This is a genomic window from Pseudarthrobacter sp. fls2-241-R2A-168 (genome assembly GCF_030209335.1).
In the GTDB taxonomy this organism is placed as follows: Bacteria; Actinomycetota; Actinomycetes; order Actinomycetales; family Micrococcaceae; genus Arthrobacter.
Map to the genome: position 1 here is coordinate 1 of NZ_JARVSG010000046.1, position 26,646 is coordinate 26,646.

Here is a 26,646-nt window from a genome sequence, read left to right on the forward strand (position 1 = left end):
GTCGGAAAGCCGATGGTACGTCCGCGCGCATCCCCATGCTCAACAACCCCTTCAATCCTGACACTGCCAGTGCTCAACCCACTGCCCGGGACGTCACCCGTTGCCAGGACCATCGCCTCTGTCATCGCTATGCACCTGCCCCTAGACGGGCCGGTTCACCGATCAGTGCCGGCCGTACAGGGTTGCTCAGGTGGCCTGTTGCGGTGAGCACCTCATCCAGCCAACTGACCCGGTTGGAGAAGCGCCTCACCTTCGAAGCGCTTGTCCAGCGATAAGATTCGTGCTCCCAGTCAAGTCTCAACCGGCGCCGGGAAGTCGACACAGTAAACGTGTGAACAAGCCAGGGATCGCCGCAGCTGTCATTGATCACCACTGCACGCCCCTGCCGAAAGCCCAGCAGGTCCTTGGCTTCCAAACCGGTTTCTTCGAGCAGCTCTTCACGGGCCTGCTGTTCGGGTGTAGCACCGGTTTCGACAAACCCCGTGATGCAGTGCCACAACCCACTGTCATGACCCAGACGACGGCTCCGCTTAAACAAAGCGATCCTGCCCCTCCATTCGACCACAGCAGCAATGACAGTGTGTCCGGCCGGAATCCCCGCCGGGGCCACAGGCACACAGCCCGGACCGTAGGCGGTACTGATAACGCTCATTTCATATCCTTCCAAGATGTTCCAACGTATACGCGAACTTCTTGACTGGTGTTTTCCAAGCCCAAACAGGACTGCAATCTTTTCCCGACATAAGGAAACGAACCATTTGAGGCTTGGCCTTGCCGGGCCCTACCACTAGACGGCGGCTGACCGTGTGGGGGCGTGTCGGCCAACTTATTCTTCTGCGCGAAGGTAGCGGTATTTGCCCTTGAAGTACAGGAGGGGTTCATGGATATGCCAACCCGGAGGGCTCATCTCATTCACTTTGCCTAAGATGATGAGGTGATCGCCTGCGTCGTGTTCGGCCCAGATGTCGCAGTCAAGCCACATTAGGGTCTCCTCGATTACTGGGTTACCGGCCTGCGTTTCCGACCAATGGATGCCGGCCCACTTGTCGGAGCCTTTTCTGGCGAACTGGCTCGATACCGTGTCCTGGTGATGAGACAGGACATTAACGGCGAACTTCCCGGCCTCTCGGATCCGCGGATACGTGGTGGAGGTCTTCATCACGCTGAAAGAGACCAAGGGCGGTTCGGTAGAGACACGTAAAACGATTGGCAGGTGAATCCGATCGGGCCAGTTGCATCAATGCCAGTGACGACGGTGATTCCCGAGGCGTAATGCCCCAGAGTGTCCCGAAAGAGACGCGGATCAATGCTGGTTTGCGCAAGTGTGGTCATGACTGGCTCACAAAGCTTTCTGGTTGAAGGTGAATGTATTTTTCCAGGTGGCGAAGCTCAGACGCTCACGAATATCCCCCTGACCGCACGCGATCACATGCGGCACGAGAACACACTCTTGCTCCCGCACACATGGTCAGGCCGACCCCCTGCCAGTCTGGGATCTTCCACCATCGTCCGATACATGGCCGTGACGCGTGTTTCCCGTGGCAGCTCTGGCTTACGAGGGCTATACCGCCTTAAACCGCGGCCACAACGCAGGATCGATCTTGCACACTCCGTTTCCGAGTACGGAGTTCCCAAGGCTCCTGCATTGAATACCTCGTGTTGCACGCCAGCCTCCGATCCACTCCGATAGGTTTTGCTTGCGGCTTAGCTTATACTGTAATGGTACGCATGAGTAGACTAGATTTGGAAGACTTCGTTGGACATCTCATTTACTCTGGGCTGTATCTTCTGAAACAGCCCGGAGTAAATGCGTAACTACGCGGGGGCAACTTATCGATTGAAGGGCCGTGTTGCTTCATCTTTGCGGGACGATTGGACGCCGGTGTCTCTCAACTCAAGGGCGACCCCAAGCCCGGGCGCCGGACCCGTCGTATGGAGGACTTGGGCTTAGCAAATTGGACGCGAAGGCGGGCCAGGAGGACTATGTCAAATCATGCTTCTAAACATCGTCGCAATAACATCGAGGCGGCAGCCGCAATCGGATCCCGACACAACGCTGAGCAGCGCCCTTGACCAGGGCCTGTCTTTTAATGACCTAACAACGAACGGCGGGAGCTCAGCCTCGTATGAAGGGCATTAGCAAGGACACTAAAGGATTCACATGTCCATGATGAATAACGGCCCGCGTGGCTTCCGGGCAGGGGGCCAGGCAGTCGCTGAACGTTTTTTCCTGGCCCCTCGAAGCAGTGACGCGACTTGCCCGGTCAATGGGTTCTGAAGGAGATGTAATGCCCCGTCACCAAATACTTCGGAAGATGTTTAAGTCCAAGATTCATCGAGCCACCGTCACCCATGCTGACCTGCACTACGTGGGCTCCGTTACTGTGGACCTCGACCTTTTGGACGCGGCCGATATCCTGCCAGGAGAGCTTGTCTCGATAGTCGACGTTACGAATGGAGCGCGTCTGGAGACCTATACCATCGCTGGGGAGCGGGGTTCAGGCGTGATCGGCATCAATGGCCCCGCCGCGCACTTAGTTCACGAGGACGACATCGTCATTCTGATTACCTACGCCGAGATGACTACAGAGGAAGCCAACACCTACGAGCCGCGCGTAGTGCACGTGGATGAGGCCAACAAGCCAATTCAACTTGGCAACGATCCAGCTGAAGCAATCACCCCAGGTCTCATGCGTCCACCCTTTGCCCTTCCCATCGCGTTGAAGTAATGACCGGGGAGATCGACAACCGCTGCCCGAGGAACCTAAGCGGCAGCGGAAGGAGAGGTTCCTTGCAGCACCTGCAGCCTCGGGGGCGTTCTTCCAGGCACTGGTGGGCAAAAAGCCCGCGGGCATAATACGGACCCATCACTTTCGGCAGGGCAAGGACCAGGGCAAACGATTCTGAATGCTCCCCGCTTACGACCAATACACTGGCAATGGTGGTCGGCGATCTTCTGATCGGTAGCTTCGCGATTTCCCTGAGCATGCAGTCGGCACAGGAGTGCGGTTCCCCAAAAGAGAGGGTCTCGCGCACGCGGTCAAAATAGAATGCGGCGGGCTTCAATGCCGGCTCAACCCTTTACTGATAAACCCAGTAGTCGATGGATTGAAAGGAACCGATGAATCTGCCGCCAATTACCCTCACTGGCCACGCCCAAAAGGAAGCCTGGCAGAACAAGGTGCTGCCGCCGGTAGAGAAGCTCGGAACGGACGTGTGGTCGATCCCCGTCCCGTTCCCAGGCAATCCCATGCGCTACACCCTCTGTTACTTGCTGCTTGGTGAAGGCGAAGCCATTTTGATCGATCCCGGCTGGGAGAGTGAGATGGGCTTTGAGCATCTGGCCGCCGGGTTGCGTCACGCGGGCCTGGGAATTACCGATCTAACAGGAATCCTGGTTACCCATTACCACTCGGACCACCTGGGCCTGGCGGCCCGCCTGCGTAGAGCCTCCGGAGCATGGGTAGCCCTGGGAGACCAGGAAACGCCAAGACTCACGGCCTCGGAAGACCCTGACCTGTTCCGACTCACCCACAAAGAAGAGTTGTTGTTGTGGGGAGTGCCAGCCCACAGACTCGTCGAGGTGGCTTTCAGCGACGCCGACCTCAGGCATTTGCAGAATCTCGCCGACCCCGACCTCCGGCTCGCTGACGGCAGCTATGTACCTGCTAATGGACTCGCCCTACAAGTTGTGACCACGCCGGGGCACTCCGCGGGACACATCTGTCTTATTGATGAGCACCGCCGCCTCATATTCAGCGGCGACCATGTCCTGCCACGCATTTCTCCTCATATAGCCCTCGAACTGCCGGGGCCCTCTAATCCGCTCGCTGACTACTACGATTCTCTGAGCCGGATCGCCTTTGAGGACGAAATGGAAGTTTGTCCTGCACACGAGTACCGGTTCATCGGCATGCAACGGCGAGTCGCCCAGCTTAAACAGCACAATAGTGAGCGCTCTGCCGAGGTAATGAAGGTTGTAGACCGTCATCGGCCCGAGAGCGTATGGGATATTGCCCGCCATCTGACTTGGTCGCGCGGCTGGGAATCACTACAGAACTTCTCCCTGCGCCTGGCGGTCTCCGAAACCGCCAGCCATGTTGTCTACCTACGCTCACAGGGTTACCAAATCGATGTGCCGCTGACCGCTCCGTCACTCTCATGCCAGTAACGGCACAGCATCTTGGTCAATGACCTGCGTTCAGGCGCTGCAAAACAATCACGTCACATGCTTCTTTTTGTATACATAAAGTCCTTTTTTACTGGATTATCTGGATTCGTCCGGCCTCTGTGTATACACTCGGGACATGCGCGCAAGTCAACGGGCTTACACAGCTCTCCGGGACGACATATTGCAGTGGCGCTTGCTACCAGGAACTGTCCTTGCCGAAGTGGAGCAATCCCAACGATTGGGCGTTTCCCGAACTCCCATCCGCGAGGCGCTCAGCAGATTGAACTCGGAAGGATTGACCCGAGCGGCAGGAGGGCGTGGTGTCGTTGTCTCAGGCATTTCCCTTTCTGACGTCGACGAGCTCTTTGAGCTGCGGGAAACGCTTGAATGTCGCGCAGCCGGACTGGCGGCTCAACGAGGCAATCCCAATGTCTTCGCCGCCCTACGGGATGAGTTTGGCAGGGCGCCAACACTCCTCACTGCAGCAGAAAGCGGCCGCCGTGAGTACTACACCTTGGTTGAAAGGCTTGATGAAGCAATTGATCAAGCCATAGGCAACACCTACCTAATTCAGGCTATGAAAAGCCTCCGCATTCACCTGGTGCGCATCCGGAGACTGGCAGCCAACGACACAGCCCGCCTGACCACTGCCGCCGCGGAACACGCGGCTATCGCCGGGGCCATGGCGGACCGGAACCCGCGGCTTGCCGAAGCCGCCACGATCTTGCACTTGCAGAACAGTCTTGGGCATATCAAAGCCACACAACGAAAGGAACCCCATGGTTAAGGAACACCACGTCCGCGTGTACAAGAGCGAAGAGAACCTGCCCCGGGAGGAGCAGTTGGCGCACAAGATCGCCGTGGTCGCCGCCGACCCCGTCGAGGTCACGCCCGAGGTGACGGAGATGGTGATCAACCGGATCATCGATAACGCCTCGGTGGCCATCGCGTCGCTGAACCGGGCACCGATCGTCGCCGCCCGCGCCCAGGCCCTGGCCCACGCACCCAGCACGGGAGGGAAGGGCGCGAAGGTCTTCGGCATCGGCGAACGCGTCTCCCCCGAATGGGCGGCCTGGGCCAACGGCGTGGCCGTCCGGGAACTGGACTACCACGACACCTTCCTCGCCGCCGACTACTCCCACCCCGGCGACAACATCCCCCCGATCCTGGCCGTCGCCCAGCATGTGGGGTCCAGCGGTGCTGACCTGATCCGGGGCATCGCCACCGGGTATGAGATCCAAGTGAACCTGGTTAAGGCGATCTGCCTGCACAAGCACAAGATCGACCACGTCGCCCACCTCGGACCCTCCGCCGCCGCCGGCATCGGCACGCTCCTCGGCTTGGATGTCGAGACGATCTTCCAGTCGGTGGGTCAGGCCCTGCACACCACGACGGCGACGCGGCAGTCGCGTAAGGGCGAGATTTCCACCTGGAAGGCCCACGCCCCGGCGTTCGCCGGCAAGATGGCCGTCGAAGCCGCGGACCGTGCGATGCGAGGCCAGACCTCCCCCGTGCCGATCTACGAAGGCGAGGACGGTGTGATTGCCTGGCTGCTGGACGGGCCGGACGCCTCCTACATGGTCCCCCTCCCGACGCCGGGTGAGGCCAAGCGTGCCATCCTGGACACCTACACCAAGGAACACTCCGCCGAGTACCAGGCCCAGGCCTGGATCGACCTCGCCCGCAAGCTGCACCGCGAACATCCCGAGGCCACGGACCCGGCCAACGTAGCCTCGGTGCTGATCAAGACCAGCCACCACACCCACTACGTCATCGGCTCCGGCGCCAACGACCCTCAAAAGTACGACCCCACCGCGTCCCGCGAAACCCTGGATCACTCCATCCCCTACATCTTCACGGTTGCACTGCAGGACGGGGCCTGGCACCACGTGGACTCCTACTCCCCCGAACGCGCCGCCCGCCCGGACACTGTGGAGCTCTGGCAGAAGGTCACTACGGAGGAAGACCCGGAATGGACCCGCCGCTACCACTCCCTGGACATCAACGAAAAAGCTTTCGGCGGGTCGGTGGAGATCACCCTCACCGACGGCACCGTCATCAAGGACGAGATCGCCGTCGCCGACGCCCACCCGCTCGGTGCCCGCCCCTTCGGACGGGAGCAGTACATCACCAAGTTCCGCACCCTCGCCGCCGGGCTGGTGGAGGAGGCCGAAATCGAACGGTTCCTCGCCGCCGTCGAACGCCTCCCCGAACTCGCCCCCGGCGAGCTGGACCAGCTGAACATCACCGCCGCCCCCGGCGTCATCGACCCCAGCGCCGCACCCAAGGGACTCTTCTGATGCTGTACTCCAAAGCCACCCCCGAACAGAAAAGGATCCGGTTCCGCGAACTCCTCGCTTCCGGGACCATCGCGCAGTTCCCCGGCGCGTTCAACCCCCTCTCAGCCCGCCTGATCGAGGAGAAGGGCTTCGCCGGGGTCTACATCTCCGGCGCGGTCCTGGCCAACGACCTCGGCCTGCCCGACATCGGGCTGACCACCCTCACCGAGGTGGCCACCCGCGCCGGGCAGATCGCCCGCATGACCGACCTGCCCGCCATCGTCGACGCGGACACCGGCTTCGGCGAACCCATGAACGTGGCCCGCACCGTCCAGGAAATCGAAAACGCCGGACTCGCCGGGCTGCACATCGAGGACCAGTTCAACCCCAAACGCTGCGGCCACCTCGACGGCAAAAACGTCGTGGACCTGGACACCGCCACCAAACGGATCCGCGCCGCCGCCGACGCCCGCCGCGACCCGAACTTCCTCATCATGGCCCGCACCGACATCCGGGCCGTGGAAGGACTCCAAGCCGCACAGGACCGGGCCCGGGCACTGGTGGACGCAGGGGCGGACGCGATCTTCCCCGAAGCCATGGCCACCCTGGAGGAATTCCAGGCCATCCGCGACGCCGTCGACGTGCCCATCCTCGCCAACATGACCGAATTCGGCAAAAGCGACCTCTTCACCACGGACCAGCTCCAGGGCGTCGGGGTGAACATGGTGATCTATCCCGTCACGCTGCTCCGCAGCGCCATGGGGGCAGCTGAACGGGTCTTGGACACACTCAAGAGTCTGGGAACCCAAGAAGTACGTGTTCCTGAAATGCTCACCAGGGCCCGCCTCTATGACCTCGTGGACTACGAGGCCTACAACAAATTCGATACCGGCATCTTCAACTTCCAAATCCCCCATATCCGCTAGACCAAGGACTGCAACGAAGGAGTTCAGCATGGCTGACACAGAGATCAAAAAAGGCCTCGCCGGCGTCGTCGTGGACTACACCGCCGTCTCAAAGGTCAACCCGGAGACCAACTCGCTGCTCTACCGCGGCTACCCGGTCCAGGAACTCGCCGCCAGATGCAGCTTTGAAGAGGTGGCCTTCCTGCTCTGGAACGGCGAATTGCCCACCGAGGACCAGCTCGCCAAATTCACTGCCCGCGAACGGGCCGGCCGGGCCCTTGACCCTGCACTCAAGGCAATCATCGACGCACTGCCCGTCCAGTCTCACCCGATGGACGTCTGCCGCACGGCTGCATCCGTGCTGGGTGCACGTCACCCACTGGCCGAGGACTCCTCCCCCGAAGCCAACATGAGCAAGGCCATTGACCTGTTTGCGGCCATGCCGGCCGTCGTCGCCTACGACCAACGCCGCCGCCACGGCCTCGACGTCGTGGAACCCCGCGAGGATCTGGGCTACTCGGCCAACTTCCTCTGGATGACATTTGGTGAAGATCCCGTGGACGAGGTCGTCGAGGCTTTCAACGTCTCCATGATTTTGTACGCCGAACACTCCTTTAACGCCTCGACCTTTACCGCCCGCGTGGTCACATCCACCCTTTCTGACCTCCATTCCGCCGTTACTGCCGCCATCGGAGCCCTCAAGGGACCCCTGCACGGCGGCGCGAACGAGGCCGTCATGCACACATTCGACGAGATCGGGATCCGGTCCGAGGAAAGCCTTAAGGAGGCGGCAGCCCGAGCAAAGTCGTGGATGGAGGACGCCCTGGCCCAAAAAAGGAAAGTCATGGGCTTCGGTCACCGTGTGTACAAAAATGGGGACTCGCGGGTGCCCACAATGAAAGCGGCCCTCGACAAGATGGTCGCACACTATGGTCGGCCCGAACTCCTCGGGCTCTACAACGGCTTGGAAGCGGCCATGGATGAGGCAAAGGCAATCAAGCCCAACCTCGACTATCCCGCCGGCCCCACTTACCACCTGATGGGCTTCGACACGCAGACATTCACCCCTCTCTTTGTTGCCAGCCGCATCACCGGCTGGACCGCCCACATCATGGAACAGTCAGCATCCAACTCGCTCATACGGCCCCTCAGCGCCTACAACGGCGTGGAACAGCGATCAATATAAACCGCTGGCCAGGCAGCTTCTAATCTGCGGTGGGGCGCTGGATGATCACCCGGATCATCAAGTACTCGCAACGGCTCGGCGCCTCACCGCTTTACTTCCCACCGCAGCCCGGACCTGGGAGTGCAGGGTTCAGGGAACGGACGAGATGACAACGCGTGCATAACACTCCCTGGGGTCAGCATGCCTTGGCCTGAGCCCTGATTTTGTCTTAGGCCCGAAATGTTCATCGTCTCGCCCGTCCACCCATTAATGACGGAGGGCTTCGGCGTCACTACCGCTGTAGCGTCCATGTCAGTGTCGGTCTATGCCTTAGCTCATTCCTTAACTGACAAGTAACAGCGTTGTTGTCGTGATTTTTGGGCGCGGAACGGTGAGGACGGCCGTTTGCTTGGCCCCGTGAAATTATTCTGTTGCGGCCTGTGGCTAGCCGCCGACTCTCTAGCCGAGCGATTCGAGTTGTCTGATGGTGCGGGCCTTTGTCTTAGCGGGTGCGTGCCGAGCAACGGAGTCCGACCCGGCATCCCGTAAGAGTTCGCCGGTAGCGAGTATGTCCAGGCCGCGGTGCGCATCTCGTGGTCGACTCCCAAAAGCGCCCCGAGGGGCCGATGCCGGGACGCCGCGCGCCGGTACTCGGCCGAGAATTGGTTCCTTTGCACCCGGCGGCCGAGAGGGCGGCAAGGCCATGGTTCCGTTCAGATAGCGGGTTCATCCGGGGATACGATGAAAAGGGAATATATTAGAGTATCGCAGCGCTTACCCGGGCCCTTTGATTTGCCGTCAAACCTTTGACATGACAAGGAAAAATGGGGCAGACTGATTGGAACCGCTAATATATTCAGCACGGAGATCAAAGATGACCTACGAAGCAACAAAGCCAGCGACAACAGAAGGTCGCGTAGTAGAGGGTTGGACAGGCCGCCTGTTTGAAGACTTCTCCCCGGGTGACATCTACTACCACCCGTTCGGCAAGACCGTGACGGAGGCGGACAACCAGTCGTTCACACTGATGACGCAGAACGTGGCCAAGACCCACGTGGACCGCAACTTCGCCAAGGCCACCGAGTTCGGCCTGCCGCTGGTCAACTCCACCTTCACGCTCGCACTGGTCACTGGCCAGTCCACCATCGACCTGTCCATGAACGTCTTCGCGAACATGGGCTGGGACGAGGTCCGCATGCCGAACCCCGTCTATGAAGGCGACACCATCTACTCCCGGTCCAAGGTCCTTTCCGTCCGGGAATCCAAGTCCCGGCCCAACCTCGGCCTGGTTACCGTCGCCACCGAGGGCTTCAACCAGGACGGCAAGATCGTGATCAGCTACCGCCGCACCTTCATGGTGTACCGGCAGGGGTACCTTCCGGGCGTCGAATCCGCCCGCCCGGATGAGTCCACGTTGCCCTCGATCGGGGACTTCCAGTGACGGCGCCGGCAGGAAGCGTCACCATTTCCGGTGCCGAAAGCGTCGCCTCGGCAGTCACGGCATTGTTCGTTCCCGCTGACCGCCCAGAACGGTTCGCCAAGGCAGCCGCAGCGGGCGCCGGCGTCGTAATCATCGACCTCGAGGACGCGGTCGCGCCCGGTGCCAAGTCCGCTGCGTTGACTGCGGCGGTGGAGGCGGTGTCACCTCCGGACGGCGGCGCAGGGGTGCGTGCGCTGGTGCGGGTGAACCCGCAGGGTTCCGGCGATTACGACGCCGACATCACCTTGCTGCTTTCGGCCGCCCGCACGCCGGGCTCGGGTCTGCTCGGCATCGTGGTGCCAAAGGCGGAAGACCCCGCCGCCCTGCGCCAGCTGCGCTCGGACATGCCAAACCACCTTGCCCTGGTCCCGCTGGTCGAATCCGCCCTCGGCGTGGTGAACGCCGTTGAACTGGCACGCGTGCCGGGCGTGACGCGGCTGGCATTCGGCGCCATCGACTTCGCCTTGGACATCGACGCCGACGGCGGAGACCGCTTTCTTGACCATGCCCGCGCCCAGCTGGTCCTCGCCTCGCGCGCTGCCGGGATCGCGGCTCCTCTGGATTCGCCTTCCACCGACATAAAGGACAACGTCCGTGTGGCGGCGTCAGCCCGGCTGGCCCGGAACTTCGGTTTCGGCGGCAAGCTCTGCATCCACCCGGCACAGCTGGCTCCCGTTCAGGGGGCATTCGCGCCCACGGAAGCAGACGTGGAGTGGGCACTGTCCGTCATCGGCGCCGAAGGCGGCGCGGCCCAAGTGGATGGCCAGATGATTGACCGTCCGGTCACCGAGCGGGCCAAACGCATCCTGCAGCGTGCAGGGAAGGAACAGTAAATGGGCACCTTGCCACTGGCGGGGATCACCGTCATCTCCCTCGAACAGGCGGTCGCGGCCCCCTTCGCTACCCGGCAGCTCGCCGACCTGGGCGCCCGAGTCATCAAAGTGGAACGCGACACCGGCGACTTCGCCCGCGGCTACGACACCAAGGTCCATGGCATGGCCAGCTACTTCGTCTGGCTGAACAGGTCCAAAGAGAGCATCGTCCTGGACCTGAAGTCCGAGGATGGCATGGCTGTGCTGCGCAAGCTGGTCTCCACAGCTGACGTCCTGGTCCAAAACCTCGCACCCGGCGCCATCGAACGCCTGGGCCTGGGGCCGGACGAAGCCCTGGCCCTGAACCCGCGGCTGATCCACACCTCCATCTCCGGCTACGGCCGTGGCGGGTCCTACGAACAGAAAAAGGCCTACGACCTGCTGGTCCAGTGCGAGGCGGGCCTGCTCAGCGTCACCGGCACCCCCGACTCCCCCGCCAAGGTGGGCGTGTCCATCGCCGACGTCTCCGCCGGCATGTATGCGTACTCCGGCATCCTGACCTCGCTGCTGCAGCGGGCCACCACAGGCCGCGGTGACGTCCTGGAGATCTCCATGCTCGAGGCCCTGGGCGAATGGATGGCGCAACCGTACTTCTACGCCGAATACGGCGGGGCCCCGCCCGCCCGCAGCGGCGCGCAGCACGCCAGCATCGCACCCTACGGACCCTTCGGCGCCGCCGACGGCACCGTGTTCTTCGGCATCCAGAACGAGCGCGAATGGGCCAAGTTCTGCGCCGACGTGCTGCAGCAGCCCGGCCTGGCGCAAGATGCGCGCTTCGCCGGCAATGCGCTCCGCGTGGACAACCGTCCGGCGCTGCACGAGGCCATCAACGGGGTCCTTGAAGAGCTGCCAACAGCGGAGGTCCTGGCCCGGCTGGACGCCGCCGGCATAGCCAACGCCCAGTTGCGGGACATGCACGAGTTCTCCGCACACCCGCAGCTGGCCGAGCGCAACCGCTGGCGGGACGTCGACTCCCCCGTGGGACCACTGCGCAGCCTCCTCCCGCCGGTCACGTCCAGGGAAACGGACGTCAGGATGGATCCGGTGCCCGGGATTGGCGAGCACACCGACAAGATTCTGGCGGAACTGGGACTCGCCGCACCCGGCCTCGGCGTGCGCCACAGCATCAACTGAATCTTTCCTGGTTGCGCGTCAGCCACGGCTTGCCTGTCCCCCGGCATGCCGTGGCTGATGCCGTAAGTTAGGTGGGGAAATTGATCAGAAAGAGTCCGCAGCCCATGACCAGCCGCAGCCCCCGCAGCAGCGCCCGCCCACAACTGAGCGAGAAGGCCACCGCCCATATCCGGGGCCTCATCATGTCCGGTGAACTGCGGCCCGGGACCCTGGTCCGCCCCGAAACCATCGGAGAGGACCTGGGGATCTCTACTACCCCCGCCCGTGAGGCGCTCCAGGCCCTGCGCGTTGAAGGCTTCCTGGAACTTGTGCCGCGGCAAGGATTCGTAGTGGCACCCCTGACCGGCCAGGACATCCGGGACCTCTTCCAGGTCCAGGCCCTCATTGGCGGTGAACTTGCCGCCCGGGCTGCCGCCAATGCCAGCGAACAGGATGTCGCCGAACTCGAAGCATTGCATCACGAGCTGAGCGCTGCCGCCGCGCGGAACAACCACGAACTCCTGGAAGAGAAGAACCACGCCTTCCACCGCGAGATCAATTTGATGGCCAACTCCCGGAAAACGGTCTGGGTTCTGGGCCTGGTCACCCGGTACGTCCCCCGGCGGTTTTACTCCTCAATCCCCGGCTGGCCCCAGGCCACCATGGACGACCACGCCGAACTCCTCAAGGGCATTCAGGCGCACGACCCGGAAGCAACCCGGGCCGCGATGCACCAGCACATCGTCCACTCGGGTGAACTCCTGGCCGCCCACTTCGACGAACGCATCGCCGCCGCAGCCGAGACCGGCCATGCTGGATTAGCCTCGGTGTGAGTTTGGAGCACCGCGGGCAGGAGTGCCGCGCACGCATCGCGGTCAAGGCCGCGCCCCTGGCCTCCCGGTCGAGCAGTGAGGTCAGGTTGAAGAGCCTCTGGCACTAGCCCCGACTCAACACCTTCGCAAAACTGGTCACCGTCTCGGGTTCCATGACCCTCGACATCATGGAGATCAAGGACTGTTTGAGTACCAAAGAGGTCACTCTTGTCGGCGGAACCGGGCGCCGGACCACCGCGGCCAGCGAGACCCCTGTTCCGGTTCCCGGCTTGTCCTGCTCCATGGGGCTTCGGCCGATACCCTTAGGACGCTGCATCTCCTTGGTCCTTCCCTCCACTACGGGGAACAGGTTGATCTGCGTTCCGCTCGGGGGAGGCCTTGCAAATTTCCTTGGTGACCATACGGTAGCGAAGGGTTCCGGTCAGTTCCTGGGGTAGGACCCACACTTTGTAACCTTCGGACGCTTCAAACATTTGGCGCGGGTCATTGGCGGCTGCGGAAATCCATAGAGCGGAGGAGTCGGGCATGGCGTCTTCAACAAGGCCAGTTCTGATAACGGAACCGTCGCGTCGGACTTCCACCAGCGCGTTTGTAAGCAGGCTCCATTCGAAGTGCTCGAAGGGCGCTTCAACAGTCGGCTTCAACTGTAAATCCCGAGGGCGCGAGCAGCGGCAGGGCTGGCAGCCTCTGTTGCGGCACAGTACTGCGTATTGCCAGAGGACGAACGGAACGTTGTGATACAGGCGAGTTCCCGCGGAACCAGGGCCGCCCAAACGCCAACTCGGATTTCCCGGTCCGGCATGGAATGAGGGCCTACGGCACAACCGAGGTCATGAACGCAGGGGTCAGCATGCTTAGCCACGCCTTCGAACCGGATGGCACCGTCGATTTCAGCCCCGGGTTCTGGGCCAGGCTGCGTAAGACCGGCAACTAATGAGAGGCCGGAATTCCCCATTGCTGTCATTTGTTCCCCTTGGTAACCTGAGGGCTTTCAGATCCTGTTGCCCCCCTTTTGATTAGAAGGCAGGACATAGCCTGGCGGGGGCAGGGTGCGCCCAGCATGGTGTCCAGACCGGACCAAAGCCTTGTTGCAAACCGACTTGTCCGCGCTAGCTTCGCCTACTACCACCGCCACTACATAATAGTACGAATCATGCGAACGATATTTCAATAGGCTGCTGCACGTAGGACCATGGGCACTACCTGCCGAGACGAAAGGGGCGTCAGACACTACTTCGTTGATAAGCATGGGTTCGTCGGGAGTGCCAACCACATTAGAGGAGCAAAGTCTCTGCCCAGGTTGTAATCGTCACTTCGACGCAGCACACCAGCCTCAGCACCCGCATGGCACCACGGACCCCCCGAAGGCAGTTCTGAATGAGAGGGCGTCGCGGGGGTCCATCAGAGCAAGCAAAATAGTGAGACTTATCATTCCCTCTTGTCGAACCCCTGGAGAATGGGGAGTCACTGCCTCGTGGAGAGGAAAGCCCATTGCCATCGTGTCCCCTAGGGTCTGGCACAACTATCAGCGTGCCTTAACTTCAAAAGTACTAGTCTCGTAAGACTCCCAGCCACAGGTTGCAATTCTGAGGTGACGGCCTCCGCTTAGTCTAAACTACTAATTATAATGATTACGGAGCGGCGGTAGCGCTCCTCGTTTGGAAAGGAACAATATGGGAGCCTTAACTTCGCGACCCCGGGGGGAGCTGGCGGGCGCGGGACAATCGGCCCCGAGAGCGCCTAAGCGAGCCGATCTCCTGGCCCGGAGCATCGTGCGCGATATCACGCGGCAGCACCTCGCGCCGGGGACCATGCTGCCGGCAGAGGCTGAGATGACGTTCAAGTACGCCGTAGGCAGGGCCACCGTCCGCGAGGCACTCCGCCTCCTTGAAGCCCAGGGTCTCATCGCGCTCAAGCCAGGTCCGGGCGGCGGCCCCGAGGTGGCTCAGCTGACGCCGCGTCACTTCGGCGACATGGCCCGACTTCACCTGCAAATGGCAGACGCCACGTACGAGGAGTTGGTGCACGCCCGGCTCTCGATTGAGCCGCTGATGGCAGGCCTCGCTGCCACTAACCGGGATCCCGCGGGGGCCGAGCGGCTGCAGCGCGCGTTGGAGGAGACCAAATCGGTTGACCTTGAAGATGACGACGCTTACATGGCGAGTTCGCGGACTTTTCACTCTACGATTACCGGAATATCGGGCAATCGCGTGCTCGACCTGTTCAGCGTTGCGCTCAAGGAGATCATGGACAGCGAAGTCGAGCCGGCCTATACCGCTCCAGAGGACCGAGCGCTTGTGCAAAAGGCGCACGAAGATATCGCAGAGGCCGTGCTCGCAGGCCACGCAGAAAAGGCCGAGCACCTGATGAGGGCGCACATGAAGGAGTTTGCCGACACCATGGAGGCCAACCAGCCAGGATTCATGCGCAGACCCATCGAGTGGACCTGGCCGAAATAGATTCCGACACCCGGCGCCCGTCCACTCTGACCAGGACGGACCTATATGGGGTAATCGGTGGGAAGCATCGATATGCCCGGGTAGGCAAGCCTTCAGCTGCCCGCCCGGGCTAGTCGGAACAGATGAAGTACGCCGCGCCAGGGGCTAAGTCCTGGTGTTGCGGGAGCGGTCAACGAAGCCCCTGATACACTCCTGGGCGTGAGTAGTGCCCGCGGCCTTCGAGATAGTGCGCTGCTCGTCGGCGAGCTGGCTCAGGTACCCGGTCTCCGCGGCGGAACGGACGAGCCGCTTAGTCTCACCAAGCGCGGGCCCGACTCTGTCGGCGAATCCCTGGGCTCGAGTTGCTACTGTCGCCTCGAGTTCTTCGGACGTAACCACCTCGGCGACAAAGCCCCATTCGCGGGCCTCTTCGGCTGAGAGCACGCGGCCACTGGTGGCCAACGCCAGAGCCCGGTGCAAGCCGACGCTGCGTACAAGGAGGGAGGACACCCCGCTGTCAGGCGTAAGTCCCACTCCAGAGTAGGCGGTGAGGAAGGATGCCCGGGGGGTCGCCACCAGATAGTCAGCCGTCAGGGCGAGTCCGAGTCCGCCTCCAGCGGCAGCGCCGTCGATTGCGGCGATCACAAACACCCGAGAGTGACTCATGGCGGCAAGTGCCTCGTGCAACTCCCCGACGAGAGCGTCGACATGGGCGGCGGGGTCTCCAGCGCGCGCCATCGACGCTACGTCGCCTCCAGCGCAAAAGACCTTGCCGTGTGCCGCAATCACCATAACGAGGGCGCCAGTTGCTTCAGCCTCTTCGACCGCCTTATGTAGGGCGCGGGCGGTTTCGCGATCCAAGGAGTTGCCGGCCTCGGAACGGTTCAGCGTGACCGTGACAACGTCGCCGTCGCGGCTAACCTCCAGTGAATTAGTCATCGCCTCTTCCGAACCCCCACGCGCGGCTTAGAATTAGGCTGGCCTTGTCGTGCAGTTTTCGCGACAACGGCACTGTGGGTTTCGAAGGATTGAGCGGGGCTGGCAGCAGATGCCCGTCTGTCTCGAGTAGGAGCCCAGGCTTATTCACGGTCCTCACTCTCCTGCCCTGGGTACTCGGATGATAAGCGCGTCTCCCTGCCCGCCACCACCGCACAATGCCGCTGCTCCGATGCCGCCGCCGCGGCGCCGGAGTTCAAGGGCGAGTTGCAACACGATACGTGCACCCGACATACCAATGGGGTGCCCGATCGCGATAGCGCCTCCGTTGACATTGACGCGGTCAGGTTCGATCCCGAGGGCCGTGGTGGAAGCGATCCCCACGGCAGCAAAAGCCTCGTTTATCTCGACGAGATCAAGGTCCGCCGGCGTAATTCCCTCGCGGCGACACGCGTCACGGATGGCCTCCGCAGGTTGGTGTTGCAATGTCGAATCAGGTCCTGCGACCATTCCCGGCGATCTGATCTCCGCAATCCACTGGAGTCCCCGCCGTTCGGCCTCCTCGCGGCTCATGATCACGAGAGCGCAAGCACCATCTGAGATCGGCGAGGAATTTCCGGCAGTGACCGTGCCATTGGGCCGGAACGCCGGGCGCAACGCAGCAAGCGACTCCATAGTTGTCCCCGAACGCACAGACTCGTCTGCGTCAACAACGATCGGCCCGCCCCGGCGCTGCGGCACTGAGACCGGAATGATTTCCTCAGCGAGAATTCCCGAGTCCCGGGCCGACGCCGCCCTTCGATGCGAGAGCGAGGCGAAGCTGTCCTGTTGCTCGCGAGTGAGCGGTTCAAGGTCGTTGTGCTGCTCGGTAAGGAGGCCCATCGACTGCTCCGTAAAAGCGTCGTAAAGGCCATCGAACTCCATATGGTCTGCCATGGTGAGCGCACCGAACTTGTGCCCTCTACGGACCGACTGCAGGTGGGGGGCGTTGCTCATTGACTCTTGGCCGCCGGCAACGACGGTCCTATGCAGGCCAGTGCGGATATATTGGTCGGCGATAATGATCGCCTGGATCCCGGAAAGGCAGACCTTATTGACCGTTAGCGAGGGCACCGTCAGAGCTATCCCTCCCTTGGCCGCCGCAATGCGTGCGGGCATCTGACCTGCACCTGCCGATAACACTTGGCCCATCACAACGGCGTCGACGTCAGTGCCGGCAACCCCTGCGCGCTCAAGCGCATGGGCAATCGCGAAACCACCCAGGTCAGTGCTTGAAAATTCCGAAAGCGATCCGAGAAGCTTTCCGACCGGAGTTCTCGCCCCTGCCACGATCACACTTGTTGTCATTGTTGATCTGCTTTCCTGCCGTTTTTACCATAAATTTGCATCATTGGGGGGCCATCCGCAGCGCACCATCCATGCGCACCACTTCACCGTTTAGATAGTCGTGCTCGATCAAAACACAAGCCAGCTGCGCATACTCTTTGGGCCGAGCAAGCCGACGCGGGAAGGGAACGCCCGCCGCGAGTGATGCGCCGACCTCAGGGCCGAGCGATGCCAACATGGCTGTGTCAACGATTCCGGGGGCGATCGTGTTGACCCGAATACCATGACGGGCAAGATCGCGGGCAGCCGCTACCGTCATTCCGACCACAGCCCCTTTGGATGCTGCATAGGCGACCTGCCCGATCTGCCCCTCGTAGGCAGCGATCGACGCCGTGTTGATAATAACGCCACGCTGGCCATCCTCATCGGCACTCTGTTCGGCGATCACCTGGGACGCAAGACGCAGCACATTGAAGGTGCCTAGCGTGTTGACCTCGAGCGTACGGCGAAAGAGGTCGAGCTCGTGAGGCCCCTTCGATGAGAGGATACGGCGCGCCGGCGCGATACCAGCACAGTTGACGACGATGCGCAGCGGCCGTGCGGAATCAACGATGGCGAGTGCCGCCAGGACGTCTTCCTCGGAGGTGACATCGGCGGCGACCAGCCGTATGCCACCGTGCGGCTCAGCTTTCTCGATCTGCGAAGGCAGGTCGAGGCCGATAACCGCGGCACCTCTCGCTAACAGGGCCTCTGCCGTCGCCGCGCCCAACCCGGACGCCGCGCCGGTGACGAACGCAGTAGTTCCTTCGATTTCCATAGATGTCCCTTCTCCTGCCCGGGGGCCCGATTTTGAAACCTCACCCTTGAACGAGGCGAGGCTGTGCGCTTTGAGGATGGCTCTCGTACGGCCCGATTGCCCTACTGACGCCAGGGGGACCAATCAGCGGGGCGGCGCTCCTGAAAGGCACGGATCCCCTCATCGGCTGCTTCCGGCGTAACGCCCATATGCAACATCGCCATGCTGGGCGCCATGCTCGCGTATGCGAGGTCCCACCAGAAGTTGGAGCTGGCCTTGGCTAACTGCAGTCCTTCGGGGGATTTCGCCAAGAGTTCGTCACACCACCGTTTTTCAGCGGCCCCCAAATCGGCTGCTTCAACCACCTCATTGATCCATCCCCACTCGAGTGCCGTCGCGGCCGGAACAATCTTTGACAGATAGACAATTTCGTTAGCGCGCTTCTCACCGATCTGGGTCGTGAAAACGTTCGTAGCGCCAAGGATGGGAGCCCAACCGAGACGTGTGCCGGCGTGGCCTAGGCGGGCAGTGGACGATGCGATAGCGAAGTCGCACGCAATAACAAGTTCGTTCCCGCCAGCCACGGCATCACCATTAAGCACAGCCACGACCGGACGTGGACACTGGCGGATCGCCATCAAGGTCTGCACCGCGAACTTGGTTGTGTGTACCAGAACGTCTTTCGATAGCGTTCGAAGATCACCTCCCGCGCTAAAAGCCCTGCCTGCGCCTGTAAGAACCACTACTCCAACTTCAGGCCTCCAACCGACGTCCAAGATTGCGGCAGTAAGTTGCCTGAAGTGAGCGGCGCTGAGCGCATTCAGCACTTCAGGACGGTTGAGTGTAATGCGCGCTACACCATCCGCCACTGATACCAGTAGATCGTCGTCATTTGCAATTGCTGCTTCATCCTGGGCCACGCCATCTCCTTCGTAAACGTAAACTAATGAACCTCATCGGAATCTGGCCGAAGTGCCGCGCTAAACGGTGCATTCGTCCTAGCCGCGTTTGTTTTCTTTGGGTAGCGGTACCGGCGCTTTGTTCCGTTCGCAATCGAAGCCATGGACTTGCCACTGGTAATCCCCGGCGACACCGGGCGGCCTTCTGTCGTTATAGCCGTACGTATGGAATACGGGGTCACGAGGTCTCCATCCGTTCGCACGATCGTGATCCCAAGACAAGCCGCCCTACTGCTGTTCGTTCCATGCTTGCCGAACTACTCACGAATGACCCCAACTGTGAGTCAAGAACCCCCGGTCGCTCTTAGGCCCCTACCCATAAACTTTACTACCATGATAATAGTTAGGCTTATTTATTACTAGCGAAATGGGAACTAACAGCGAGCTGCCCAAGGACGAGGGCAATCTCAGTTGGACGTCTAAGGACGAGCCTTTAGCGGCTGGGAGAGCTACTCCGGTCAGGACCCCTCTCCCTATTTTGTCTTCTGAGCCGTGGTCCCCAAGTGGTTCGGACCGGCGCGTTCGTACATTCTGCTGCGCCGCGACCGCAAGAATACCTCCGACCTCATTGGCCGCCGGGCCCAAGACCGCCTAATGGTGCCGTTCGTTCTGGTACTCCGGATTTGGCCAGAACCCAGGACTGACCGCTGCTGATGGCAGCAGCGGCCAGCCCTACGTCGAACTCGGAGCCCATGAGCGGCGGCAGAGCACCATCACCTCGGCCGCAGAGTGGCGGTCAGGCACCTTGCGCGCTGTACTTGACTTCGCTCATTGCATTGCACTGTCCCCCACCTCAAAGCGAGCACCCGCCGCTTTCGGACTCCGTGACACAGTGAAGTTCGTGGTCGATAGACTCTGAGGGTCGTCGAACGGGACCCCTCACAGCATTCAAGCTTCCTCACCAGTGAACGGTCAGCGTCGAATGCATGAACGGAAGCGACAAAGGTCCACACCAGTCGCCGTGAGCTCGCCGCGGGGCCCAGGACGCCCTGCTTAGAGAGCCCACTCGTCCTCAGCGGTCCTCCCGTTCGGAGGACCGCTGGGCTCGGTAATCTCTATCGTCTTGCCGACGTGGGTCGACGGGACAAATGACCGCACACGACGACTAAAAATCATCCACAGGGTCCCTTCCTTGCGCACAGGCACCCCGATGTCTTGAATTCCAGTCTTATCAAAGCGGTCGCTGACTGATCTTCAAACGGTCAATTGTCTCCGCCGTGATACCCTCGCTCCGCAGCGTGGTCTTCTGGATCTTTTCGGTAGGTGTCTTGGGCAGAGCGTCTGCAAATCGTACGTAGCGGGGTGTTGCATAGTCCGGCACTTTGCCCTCGCACCATGCCCAAATTTGTGACGCTTCAATCTCGCTGTTGGTGACGACGATAGCTAGGACGTCGTCCTCGCCGCCTTCAAATTCGGAAGGCACTCCGATTACGGCACAGTCGACGATTCCGTCAAGGCCAAGAATTGCCTGCTCAATCTCGTACGAACTGATGTTGTGCCCACGGTGCCTGAGAGCATCCTTGTAACGATCCACAAAGTAGTACCAACCGGAAGAATCTTGCCACAAGGCATCCCCGGTATGAAACCAGAGATTCCGCCACGCCTCGACCGTTTTCTGGGGTAGGTTATAGTAGCCGAGGCTGGCCGTCCATGGATATTTGGGTCGAACGACGAGCTCCCCGACCTCGCCGAGGGCAACTTCCCGATCGGTTTCCGGATCCACTAAACGCGCGTCAAACCAGTCTGCTACCAAGAGGCCAACAGCACCCGCAGGACGACGGGCCCCGTAGGGCGTTAAGAATGGATTACTGGTTTCCGTGAGCCCGAAGGCTTCGACTATTGCCTCAAGACCAAAACGATCGATGAATTCATCGGTCAAGGTTGCTGCTGTCGGTGCCGCAAAAATGACTCTCAAGGAGTTGTCCCTATCGTCCGGGCGCTTTTTCTGCTTGGCGACGAAGGACATCATCACACCGATGAAATTGGTGGCGGTGACCTGATGCTCGCGTACCTGATCAATCCATCGGCTTGCACTGAATCGCCTTCGAACAACAACACGCCCCCCTGTAATTAGGGCAGGAAGCACCGCAAGGAACTGTGCGTTCGCATGGAAAAGCGGTGTGACAGACATGTATGTATCCTGAGGCCCCAAACGCGTCAGGGAGGCGATTTCCGTGGCGAAGAAATAAACTTGGCCGTGCGGCATGGCGACGCCCTTTGACGGCCCCGTGGTTCCCGACGTGAACAGAATGGCGGCCAGATCAGCAGGTTCCGGCTCGCGCAGTTCGACGTCCATGCCGGTTTCCTCTTCAAGTTCCTCCCAGGGCATGGCAGTGAAACCGGCAGAGCGCAGGAGCGCGATGGCGTCAGCACCGTGGCCGGTGTCGATGACCCAGAATGATTCTATTTTGCGAGCCACTTCGCCGATTGCTACAAAGCGGGCGGCGAACGTATCGTCGATGACGGCAAACCGTGCATCGACCGTCTGCACCTGGTGGGACAGAAATTCGCCCTCATAAGACGTATTGAGCGGGACCTCGACCGTTGACGACAAAGACGAAGCAAACCAAGCCCGAATGAATTGGGAGGAGTTTTCGCCCATAATGATGATTCGGTCACCGGGCTGAGCCCCCGCTGCGACGAAGTGACCCGCAACGGTTTCCGAGTCTCGGAGCATCTCGGCATACGTCCACTGCCGCCCCTCATCCGGCATAATAAGGAATGTACTATCCCCTCGCGCCAAGCTCTGGTCCCGCAGACTCTTGGGAAGAGTCCAATTGGCCTGGTCCTCAGTGACCGGCACTAGATCGTCGTATGTCTGGATCAAGTTCCACTCCTTACATTGGAATACGTTGCCAAAGTGGGTCTGTCAGTACTGACTCCCTGTCGGCAATTGCGATTGGTGAACCGACGGATGGATTACCCCAAATTTTCGCGCCCGGTGCCTGACACGCTATACACCAGACCGGGTAGAACGCTTGGCTGTGGCAATTATAGCAATTATACGCATAGAACGGTGTCGGCTTTTCGCCACTTCCACATCATCCGTTCGAAGCGCCCAAGCTCAGCAGTCGAGGTTCACCCATGATTTGGGGTGACGGGTCCCGCAGGACGCAACCTGCGCATTACTCCATCGGACTCTTTCATCCTCCCCGCTCGGTGAGCGAGGTATAGGATCTCGCCGCGCTGATTGAGGCCGCGGTGACGCTGCCCGTGTCAGTGAAGATGTCAGCGGCTTCCAGAATGTATAGAGGATCCATTATAATTATTCAATTGAACTACGTGTGGCGTTTCCTTTGGGAAGGAAAAATATGGCAGCTTCAAGCTCGCGACCCCAAGGGACGCTGACGGGCGCGGGACAATCGACCGCGAGAGCGCCCAAGCGGGCCGATCTACTGGCCCGAAGCATTGTGCACGACATCAAACGACAGCACCTCGCGCCGGGCACCATGCTGCCGGCTGAGGCTGAGATGACGTCCAGGTACGCCGTGGGCAGGGCCACCGTCCGCGAAGCACTCCGCCTCCTTGAAGCTCAGGGCCTCATCTCGCTCAAACCGGGTCCGGGCGGCGGCCCCGAGGTGGCTCAGCTGACGCCGCGCCACTTCAGCGACATGGCCAGACTTCACCTCCAAATGGCAGACGCCACATACGAGGAGTTGGTGTACGCCCGGCTCTCGATCGAGCCGCTGATGGCCGGTCTCGCTGCCACTAACCGCGATCCAGGAGGGGCGGCCCGGCTCCAGCGTGTAGTGGAGCAAGCCCGATCGGTTGACCTCGACGATGACAACGCCTACATGGCGAGCTCGCGCACCTGCCACGCTACCATCACCGGAATATCGGGCAATCGCGTGCTCGACCTGTTCAGCGTCGCGCTCAAGGAGGTAATGGACAGTGAGGCCGAGCCAGCCTACAGCGCTCCGGAGGACCGTGCCCGGGTGCAAAAGGCACATGAAGATATCGCAAAGGCCGTGCTCGCAGGCCACGCAGAAGAGGCCGAGCGCCTCATGAGGGCGCACGTGAAGGAATTTGCCGACAACATGGAGGCCAACCAGCCCGGGTTCATGCGCAGACACATCGAGTGGACCTGGCCCAAGTAGATGCAGACACCCGGGCGGGCGGTTAGTCTGGTCAGCACGTAACTGCATGATCTACCTGTGCTGGCACGCCCCAGCTGCCGACCGGGCAGCACGCTTGGTGTTGCATGTCGAGTCGGGCCCTCCGACCATTCGCGGCGAGACGATCTCAGCGATCCAATGGAGTGCCGTCGTTCGGCCCCCTTCCCCGCGGTTCATGATCACGAGAGCGCAGGCACAGTCTCAAATCGGCGTGAGTCTCCGGCAGCGACGGCGGGATGGTCCGGAACACCGGGCACACGGCACGTCACCTTTCGACGCGAGAGCGAGGCTAGGCTGCCCCTGTTCCTCGGGAGTTAGTGGTCCAAAGAGGTTGCGCTGCTCGTGAGCGCACCAAACTTGTGACCTCTACGGACGGACTGCACGCGGACGACTTCCTACTGCAGCACATCCAGTACGCACTGACTGACGTCCCATGGTCTCCGCCCCGTGTGCCTATGGCAAGCAACACGATGATATTCGCATGGACCCCTAGCAGTCACTCCAGACCGCCAGTAACTTTGCACACTGAGCACTTGAGCCCTCCGCGTCAGCCTACCGAAAGCGTAATAGATTGACTCACAGCGTGGGGTCGAGGGCGACCTTAACCGGGGTCTCAGACGTGCCGTAGGCGGCGACCCGAATGGCTTGTTCGACGTCGCGAAGCCCGAAAACGTGGGTAACAAAATCGCCGATATCCAACCCTTCGGCGAGCATCTGCTCGGCCAGAGCCAGGGCTTCTCCGACACTGTGCGGATGGGACACAGCGTTCTTGATCGTGACCTCGCGGGTCAAGAGCGACATCCAGTCGACTTCTTGCGCCTTGGGACTCGGGATCGACACGTTCACCACGATGCCGAGCGTGCCGACAACACCGAACGCGAGCTGCTTCGCCGAGGGCGCGCCAGCCGTCTCGATCACAGCATCTACGACACCCACTTCGGACCGGATCCGCGCGATCGTGTCAGATACGGACTCATCCTGGGCGATCGCGACAGTGGTTACGGCTCCTGCCTTGCGCGCGGACTCGAGGCGCGCGGCGTCGCGCTCAAGCCCGACGCAGACCACGCGAGCCCCCGAGCGGCTTGCTGCGAGCACGCAGGCGATGCCCTGCGGACCTGGGCCAACCACAACTACAGTCTTGCCTGCTTGGGCCCCTGACTCGCGCGACCACCGCAGCCCATTCGCAAGAACGGAACAGGCGTAGAGAGCCGTTTTCAGGGGCAACGCCTCAGGAATGCGATAGACCAGCGCTTGTTCCGGCACAAAGACATGCGTCGCATACGCACCCCACAGCCCGGGCGCCTCCGCCAATGGGGTCGATCCGTACCCCAGCCGACCGGTCGTCGGTCCCCAGATGTTGTCGCACAAGAAATAATTGCCGCCCGAACAACCACGGCAATTCTCCTCGCACGGCCACCGGGACTCGACACTTACTACGTCTCCGACCTGGAGGCCACGCAACTGCTGTGCCCTCTGCCCTATCTGGACTACCCGACCGACGATCTCGTCGCCGAGAATCATCGGCGCCTTCGCGTTGGCGCGCTCAAGTTCCCCGTTGATGATATGCAATTCCGAGCCGTCCACCCCCGCCATCAGCACCTCGATCAACAAGTCGCCGGCAGCGACTTCGGGAATCGGGAGGTCGCGGATCGTGAGCGACTGCGGCCCCTCGTATACAACGGTCGTGGCGGTAGTGGCCATACTTGAACTGCCTCTCATGGGATGTTCTGGTAAGAACGAACAACAGCACTGAACTTAACTACGAGTAGTCTCCTGGCCATCACAGGGGGAAACCGGAATCTGTCCATCCCGATGATCGAACACATCGGATGAACATGCAGGAGTACGTCGCCCACCCGCACGGCGCAAGCCTCTACGGCTTGGTCACTCGTCGGAACCGGGCAGCGGGATGCCGATCGTTCACCCACCGACCCGCTGCGTTGGACGTACCGGCAGTGATCTTTTCGCGGAAGGTGCCCTGTGTGTATTCTCTCTGCATCAATCCTCGCTCCTGCAAGGTGGGAACGACATGCTCGGTGAATTCCAGTATGCCGAAGGGGCCAGTCAGCGTCCCGAGATTGATTCCGTGCACGCCAGCTGCCCGCCACTCCTCAAGCCGATCGGCGATCTGCTCAGGTGTGCCGGCGATCCTCTTCGTCAGGATGCCTTTGACCACTTCGCGAAAGGTCCAAGACTTGTCCGGAGCTGCCTCCGCGATGGCCCGGAACTGCCCCTGAAGCGCCTCCGTCTTGAACTCGCCGACCGGCGAGTCGAGATCGATTTGAGAAAGGTCGACCCCCATGGTGGAGCTGCCAAAGGCAAGCAGGGCCTCGGAGCTGAGCATCTCATCCACTTCGGCGCTCTTGCGTCGCGCCTCCTCCTCGGTAGAGCCCACGATGATGTTGGTTCCAATGAAGAAGAGAAGGTCCGACGAAAGTCGGCTGCTGGCCTCAAGTCGCGTCTGCATGTCGGAGATGGTCTTCCGCGCGCCAGCCGGGTTGAGTGCAGTCACGAAGATCGATTCGGCATTCCTTGCAGAGAAGTCCCGGCCGCTGTCCGATGAGCCCGCCTGGAATAGGAAGGGCAACCGCTGGGGCGAGGGTTCGCTGACATGTATGCCGGGTACTGAGAAGTGCTTGCCGCGATGTTCGATCGGATGAACCTTCGAAGGGTCCGCGTAAATCGCGTTGACCTCATCGCGAACAACCGCCCCCTCCTCCCATGACCCTTCCAAGAGCTTGTAGACAACGGTTAGGAATTCCTCCGCCCGCTCGTAACGGTCGGCATGATTAGCCATGTCGTCGAATCCGAGGTTCTGCCACGCCGAACGCTGAAAAGACGTGACGACGTTCCATGCGACCCTGCCTCGGGTGAGGTGGTCGAGAGAAGACACGCGCCTCGCAAAAGCATATGGCTGCTCCTGGATAACGTTTGCGCTGAAGACGAATCCCAGATCCCGCGTTGACGAGGCCAACGCGGCGGTGAGCGTCATTGGGTCGCCCGACGGGAATTGCACTGCTTCCCGCACCGCAGTCGCATAGGAGCCCTGGTAAACGTCGTGCACGCCGCTGTGATCAGCGAAGAAGACCGCGTCGAACTTCGCAGCTTCCAGAGCGGCCGCGAACTTTATCCAGTGGTCCACGTCCAGGTAGTTGAATTTGACGCCGTCGGGATTGTTCCATTGGGCTCCGGGAGGGCCCGCCGGAGTGAAGCTCGTGAAGTAACAAAAACGTAGCCGACCCGCATCGCCCGTCATCG

General features: G+C 61.1%; 21 protein-coding genes. 12 read left to right on the forward strand and 9 right to left on the reverse strand.

What is annotated here, in order from left to right; translation table 11 throughout:
• Positions 1 to 127 precede the first annotated feature (127 nt).
• Positions 128 to 652, reverse strand: coding sequence for an NUDIX domain-containing protein (locus QRN11_RS20850; RefSeq protein WP_285314338.1), 525 nt, complete (start codon positions 650 to 652; stop codon positions 128 to 130).
• A gap of 174 nt (positions 653 to 826) precedes the next feature.
• Positions 827 to 1,219 carry a flavin reductase family protein gene (locus QRN11_RS20855; RefSeq protein WP_350224017.1) on the reverse strand — a complete coding sequence of 131 codons (393 nt, stop codon included), beginning with the start codon at positions 1,217 to 1,219 and terminating at the stop codon, positions 827 to 829.
• Positions 1,220 to 2,303: 1,084 nt separating this feature from the next.
• Between QRN11_RS20855 and panD the strand changes: the two genes are divergently transcribed.
• From panD to QRN11_RS20910, 11 genes are all read left to right on the forward strand, one after another.
• Positions 2,304 to 2,729 carry an aspartate 1-decarboxylase gene (gene panD, locus QRN11_RS20860; protein WP_285314368.1) on the forward strand — a complete coding sequence of 142 codons (426 nt, stop codon included), beginning with the start codon at positions 2,304 to 2,306 and terminating at the stop codon, positions 2,727 to 2,729.
• A 392-nt stretch (positions 2,730 to 3,121) separates the two neighbouring features.
• Positions 3,122 to 4,171, forward strand: a complete 1,050-nt coding sequence (locus QRN11_RS20865) for an MBL fold metallo-hydrolase (RefSeq protein ID WP_285314339.1) — start codon at positions 3,122 to 3,124, stop codon at positions 4,169 to 4,171.
• Positions 4,172 to 4,307: 136 nt separating this feature from the next.
• Positions 4,308 to 4,958, forward strand: coding sequence for a GntR family transcriptional regulator (locus tag QRN11_RS20870; protein WP_285314340.1), 651 nt, complete (start codon positions 4,308 to 4,310; stop codon positions 4,956 to 4,958).
• Positions 4,951 to 6,471, forward strand: coding sequence for an MmgE/PrpD family protein (locus QRN11_RS20875; RefSeq protein ID WP_285314341.1), 1,521 nt, complete (start codon positions 4,951 to 4,953; stop codon positions 6,469 to 6,471). The genes QRN11_RS20870 and QRN11_RS20875 overlap by 8 nt, the downstream gene beginning before the upstream one ends.
• The gene (gene prpB / locus QRN11_RS20880; protein ID WP_285314342.1) at positions 6,471 to 7,376 is read left to right on the forward strand and encodes a methylisocitrate lyase; all 906 of its coding nucleotides are present in this window, start codon (positions 6,471 to 6,473) and stop codon (positions 7,374 to 7,376) included. Before QRN11_RS20875 ends, prpB begins: the two co-directional genes overlap by 1 nt.
• A gap of 28 nt (positions 7,377 to 7,404) precedes the next feature.
• Positions 7,405 to 8,541, forward strand: a complete 1,137-nt coding sequence (locus tag QRN11_RS20885) for a bifunctional 2-methylcitrate synthase/citrate synthase (RefSeq protein ID WP_285314343.1) — start codon at positions 7,405 to 7,407, stop codon at positions 8,539 to 8,541.
• Positions 8,542 to 9,394: 853 nt separating this feature from the next.
• Positions 9,395 to 9,961, forward strand: a complete 567-nt coding sequence (locus QRN11_RS20890) for a MaoC family dehydratase (RefSeq protein ID WP_285314344.1) — start codon at positions 9,395 to 9,397, stop codon at positions 9,959 to 9,961.
• Positions 9,958 to 10,833 (forward strand): HpcH/HpaI aldolase/citrate lyase family protein, encoded by an 876-nt coding sequence (locus QRN11_RS20895; protein ID WP_285314345.1) that lies wholly within the window; start codon positions 9,958 to 9,960, stop codon positions 10,831 to 10,833. The genes QRN11_RS20890 and QRN11_RS20895 overlap by 4 nt, the downstream gene beginning before the upstream one ends.
• Complete coding sequence (locus QRN11_RS20900) at positions 10,834 to 12,006, forward strand: CaiB/BaiF CoA transferase family protein (protein ID WP_285314346.1); 1,173 nt, start codon at positions 10,834 to 10,836, stop codon at positions 12,004 to 12,006.
• Between the two features lie 104 nt (positions 12,007 to 12,110).
• Positions 12,111 to 12,818: a GntR family transcriptional regulator gene (locus tag QRN11_RS20905; RefSeq protein ID WP_285314347.1), complete on the forward strand. Its 708-nt coding sequence runs from the start codon at positions 12,111 to 12,113 to the stop codon at positions 12,816 to 12,818.
• 1,772 nt (positions 12,819 to 14,590) lie between these two features.
• Positions 14,591 to 15,277, forward strand: coding sequence for a FadR/GntR family transcriptional regulator (locus tag QRN11_RS20910; RefSeq protein ID WP_285314348.1), 687 nt, complete (start codon positions 14,591 to 14,593; stop codon positions 15,275 to 15,277).
• A gap of 144 nt (positions 15,278 to 15,421) precedes the next feature.
• Here the strand turns inward: QRN11_RS20910 and QRN11_RS20915 are convergent, their stop codons facing one another.
• The 5 genes from QRN11_RS20915 to QRN11_RS20935 form a co-directional block, all read right to left on the reverse strand.
• A complete protein-coding gene (locus tag QRN11_RS20915) occupies positions 15,422 to 16,195 on the reverse strand; it encodes an enoyl-CoA hydratase/isomerase family protein (protein ID WP_285314349.1) in 774 nt (257 codons plus the stop codon).
• Between the two features lie 153 nt (positions 16,196 to 16,348).
• Positions 16,349 to 17,539: an acetyl-CoA C-acetyltransferase gene (locus QRN11_RS20920; protein WP_285314350.1), complete on the reverse strand. Its 1,191-nt coding sequence runs from the start codon at positions 17,537 to 17,539 to the stop codon at positions 16,349 to 16,351.
• 40 nt (positions 17,540 to 17,579) lie between these two features.
• A complete protein-coding gene (locus QRN11_RS20925; RefSeq protein ID WP_285314351.1) occupies positions 17,580 to 18,335 on the reverse strand; it encodes an SDR family NAD(P)-dependent oxidoreductase in 756 nt (251 codons plus the stop codon).
• A 101-nt stretch (positions 18,336 to 18,436) separates the two neighbouring features.
• Positions 18,437 to 19,234 carry an enoyl-CoA hydratase/isomerase family protein gene (locus QRN11_RS20930; protein ID WP_285314352.1) on the reverse strand — a complete coding sequence of 266 codons (798 nt, stop codon included), beginning with the start codon at positions 19,232 to 19,234 and terminating at the stop codon, positions 18,437 to 18,439.
• A 1,210-nt stretch (positions 19,235 to 20,444) separates the two neighbouring features.
• Complete coding sequence (locus tag QRN11_RS20935; protein WP_285314353.1) at positions 20,445 to 22,100, reverse strand: AMP-binding protein; 1,656 nt, start codon at positions 22,098 to 22,100, stop codon at positions 20,445 to 20,447.
• A 484-nt stretch (positions 22,101 to 22,584) separates the two neighbouring features.
• On the opposite strand from QRN11_RS20935, the gene QRN11_RS20940 reads away from it, so the two are divergent.
• A complete protein-coding gene (locus QRN11_RS20940; protein ID WP_285314354.1) occupies positions 22,585 to 23,370 on the forward strand; it encodes a FadR/GntR family transcriptional regulator in 786 nt (261 codons plus the stop codon).
• Positions 23,371 to 23,964: 594 nt separating this feature from the next.
• Here the strand turns inward: QRN11_RS20940 and QRN11_RS20945 are convergent.
• The gene (locus QRN11_RS20945; protein ID WP_285314355.1) at positions 23,965 to 25,089 is read right to left on the reverse strand and encodes a zinc-dependent alcohol dehydrogenase; all 1,125 of its coding nucleotides are present in this window, start codon (positions 25,087 to 25,089) and stop codon (positions 23,965 to 23,967) included.
• A gap of 172 nt (positions 25,090 to 25,261) precedes the next feature.
• A complete protein-coding gene (locus QRN11_RS20950) occupies positions 25,262 to 26,644 on the reverse strand; it encodes an NtaA/DmoA family FMN-dependent monooxygenase (RefSeq protein WP_285314369.1) in 1,383 nt (460 codons plus the stop codon).
• Between the last annotated feature and the right edge of the window lie 2 nt (positions 26,645 to 26,646).

Bases quoted from the DNA above. Each gene is read 5' to 3' on its own strand.
- QRN11_RS20850 (WP_285314338.1), bottom strand. From the start codon at position 652: ATGAGCGTTATCAGTACCGCCTACGGTCCGGGCTGTGTGCCTGTGGCC.
- QRN11_RS20865 (WP_285314339.1), top strand. From the start codon at position 3,122: ATGAATCTGCCGCCAATTACCCTCACTGGCCACGCCCAAAAGGAAGCC.
- QRN11_RS20870 (WP_285314340.1), top strand. From the start codon at position 4,308: ATGCGCGCAAGTCAACGGGCTTACACAGCTCTCCGGGACGACATATTG.
- QRN11_RS20875 (WP_285314341.1), top strand. From the start codon at position 4,951: ATGGTTAAGGAACACCACGTCCGCGTGTACAAGAGCGAAGAGAACCTG.
- prpB (WP_285314342.1), top strand. From the start codon at position 6,471: ATGCTGTACTCCAAAGCCACCCCCGAACAGAAAAGGATCCGGTTCCGC.
- QRN11_RS20885 (WP_285314343.1), top strand. From the start codon at position 7,405: ATGGCTGACACAGAGATCAAAAAAGGCCTCGCCGGCGTCGTCGTGGAC.
- QRN11_RS20890 (WP_285314344.1), top strand. From the start codon at position 9,395: ATGACCTACGAAGCAACAAAGCCAGCGACAACAGAAGGTCGCGTAGTA.
- QRN11_RS20900 (WP_285314346.1), top strand. From the start codon at position 10,834: ATGGGCACCTTGCCACTGGCGGGGATCACCGTCATCTCCCTCGAACAG.
- QRN11_RS20905 (WP_285314347.1), top strand. From the start codon at position 12,111: ATGACCAGCCGCAGCCCCCGCAGCAGCGCCCGCCCACAACTGAGCGAG.
- QRN11_RS20915 (WP_285314349.1), bottom strand. From the start codon at position 16,195: ATGACTAATTCACTGGAGGTTAGCCGCGACGGCGACGTTGTCACGGTC.
- QRN11_RS20920 (WP_285314350.1), bottom strand. From the start codon at position 17,539: ATGACAACAAGTGTGATCGTGGCAGGGGCGAGAACTCCGGTCGGAAAG.
- QRN11_RS20925 (WP_285314351.1), bottom strand. From the start codon at position 18,335: ATGGAAATCGAAGGAACTACTGCGTTCGTCACCGGCGCGGCGTCCGGG.
- QRN11_RS20940 (WP_285314354.1), top strand. From the start codon at position 22,585: ATGGCAGCTTCAAGCTCGCGACCCCAAGGGACGCTGACGGGCGCGGGA.
- QRN11_RS20945 (WP_285314355.1), bottom strand. From the start codon at position 25,089: ATGGCCACTACCGCCACGACCGTTGTATACGAGGGGCCGCAGTCGCTC.
- QRN11_RS20950 (WP_285314369.1), bottom strand. From the start codon at position 26,644: ATGACGGGCGATGCGGGTCGGCTACGTTTTTGTTACTTCACGAGCTTC.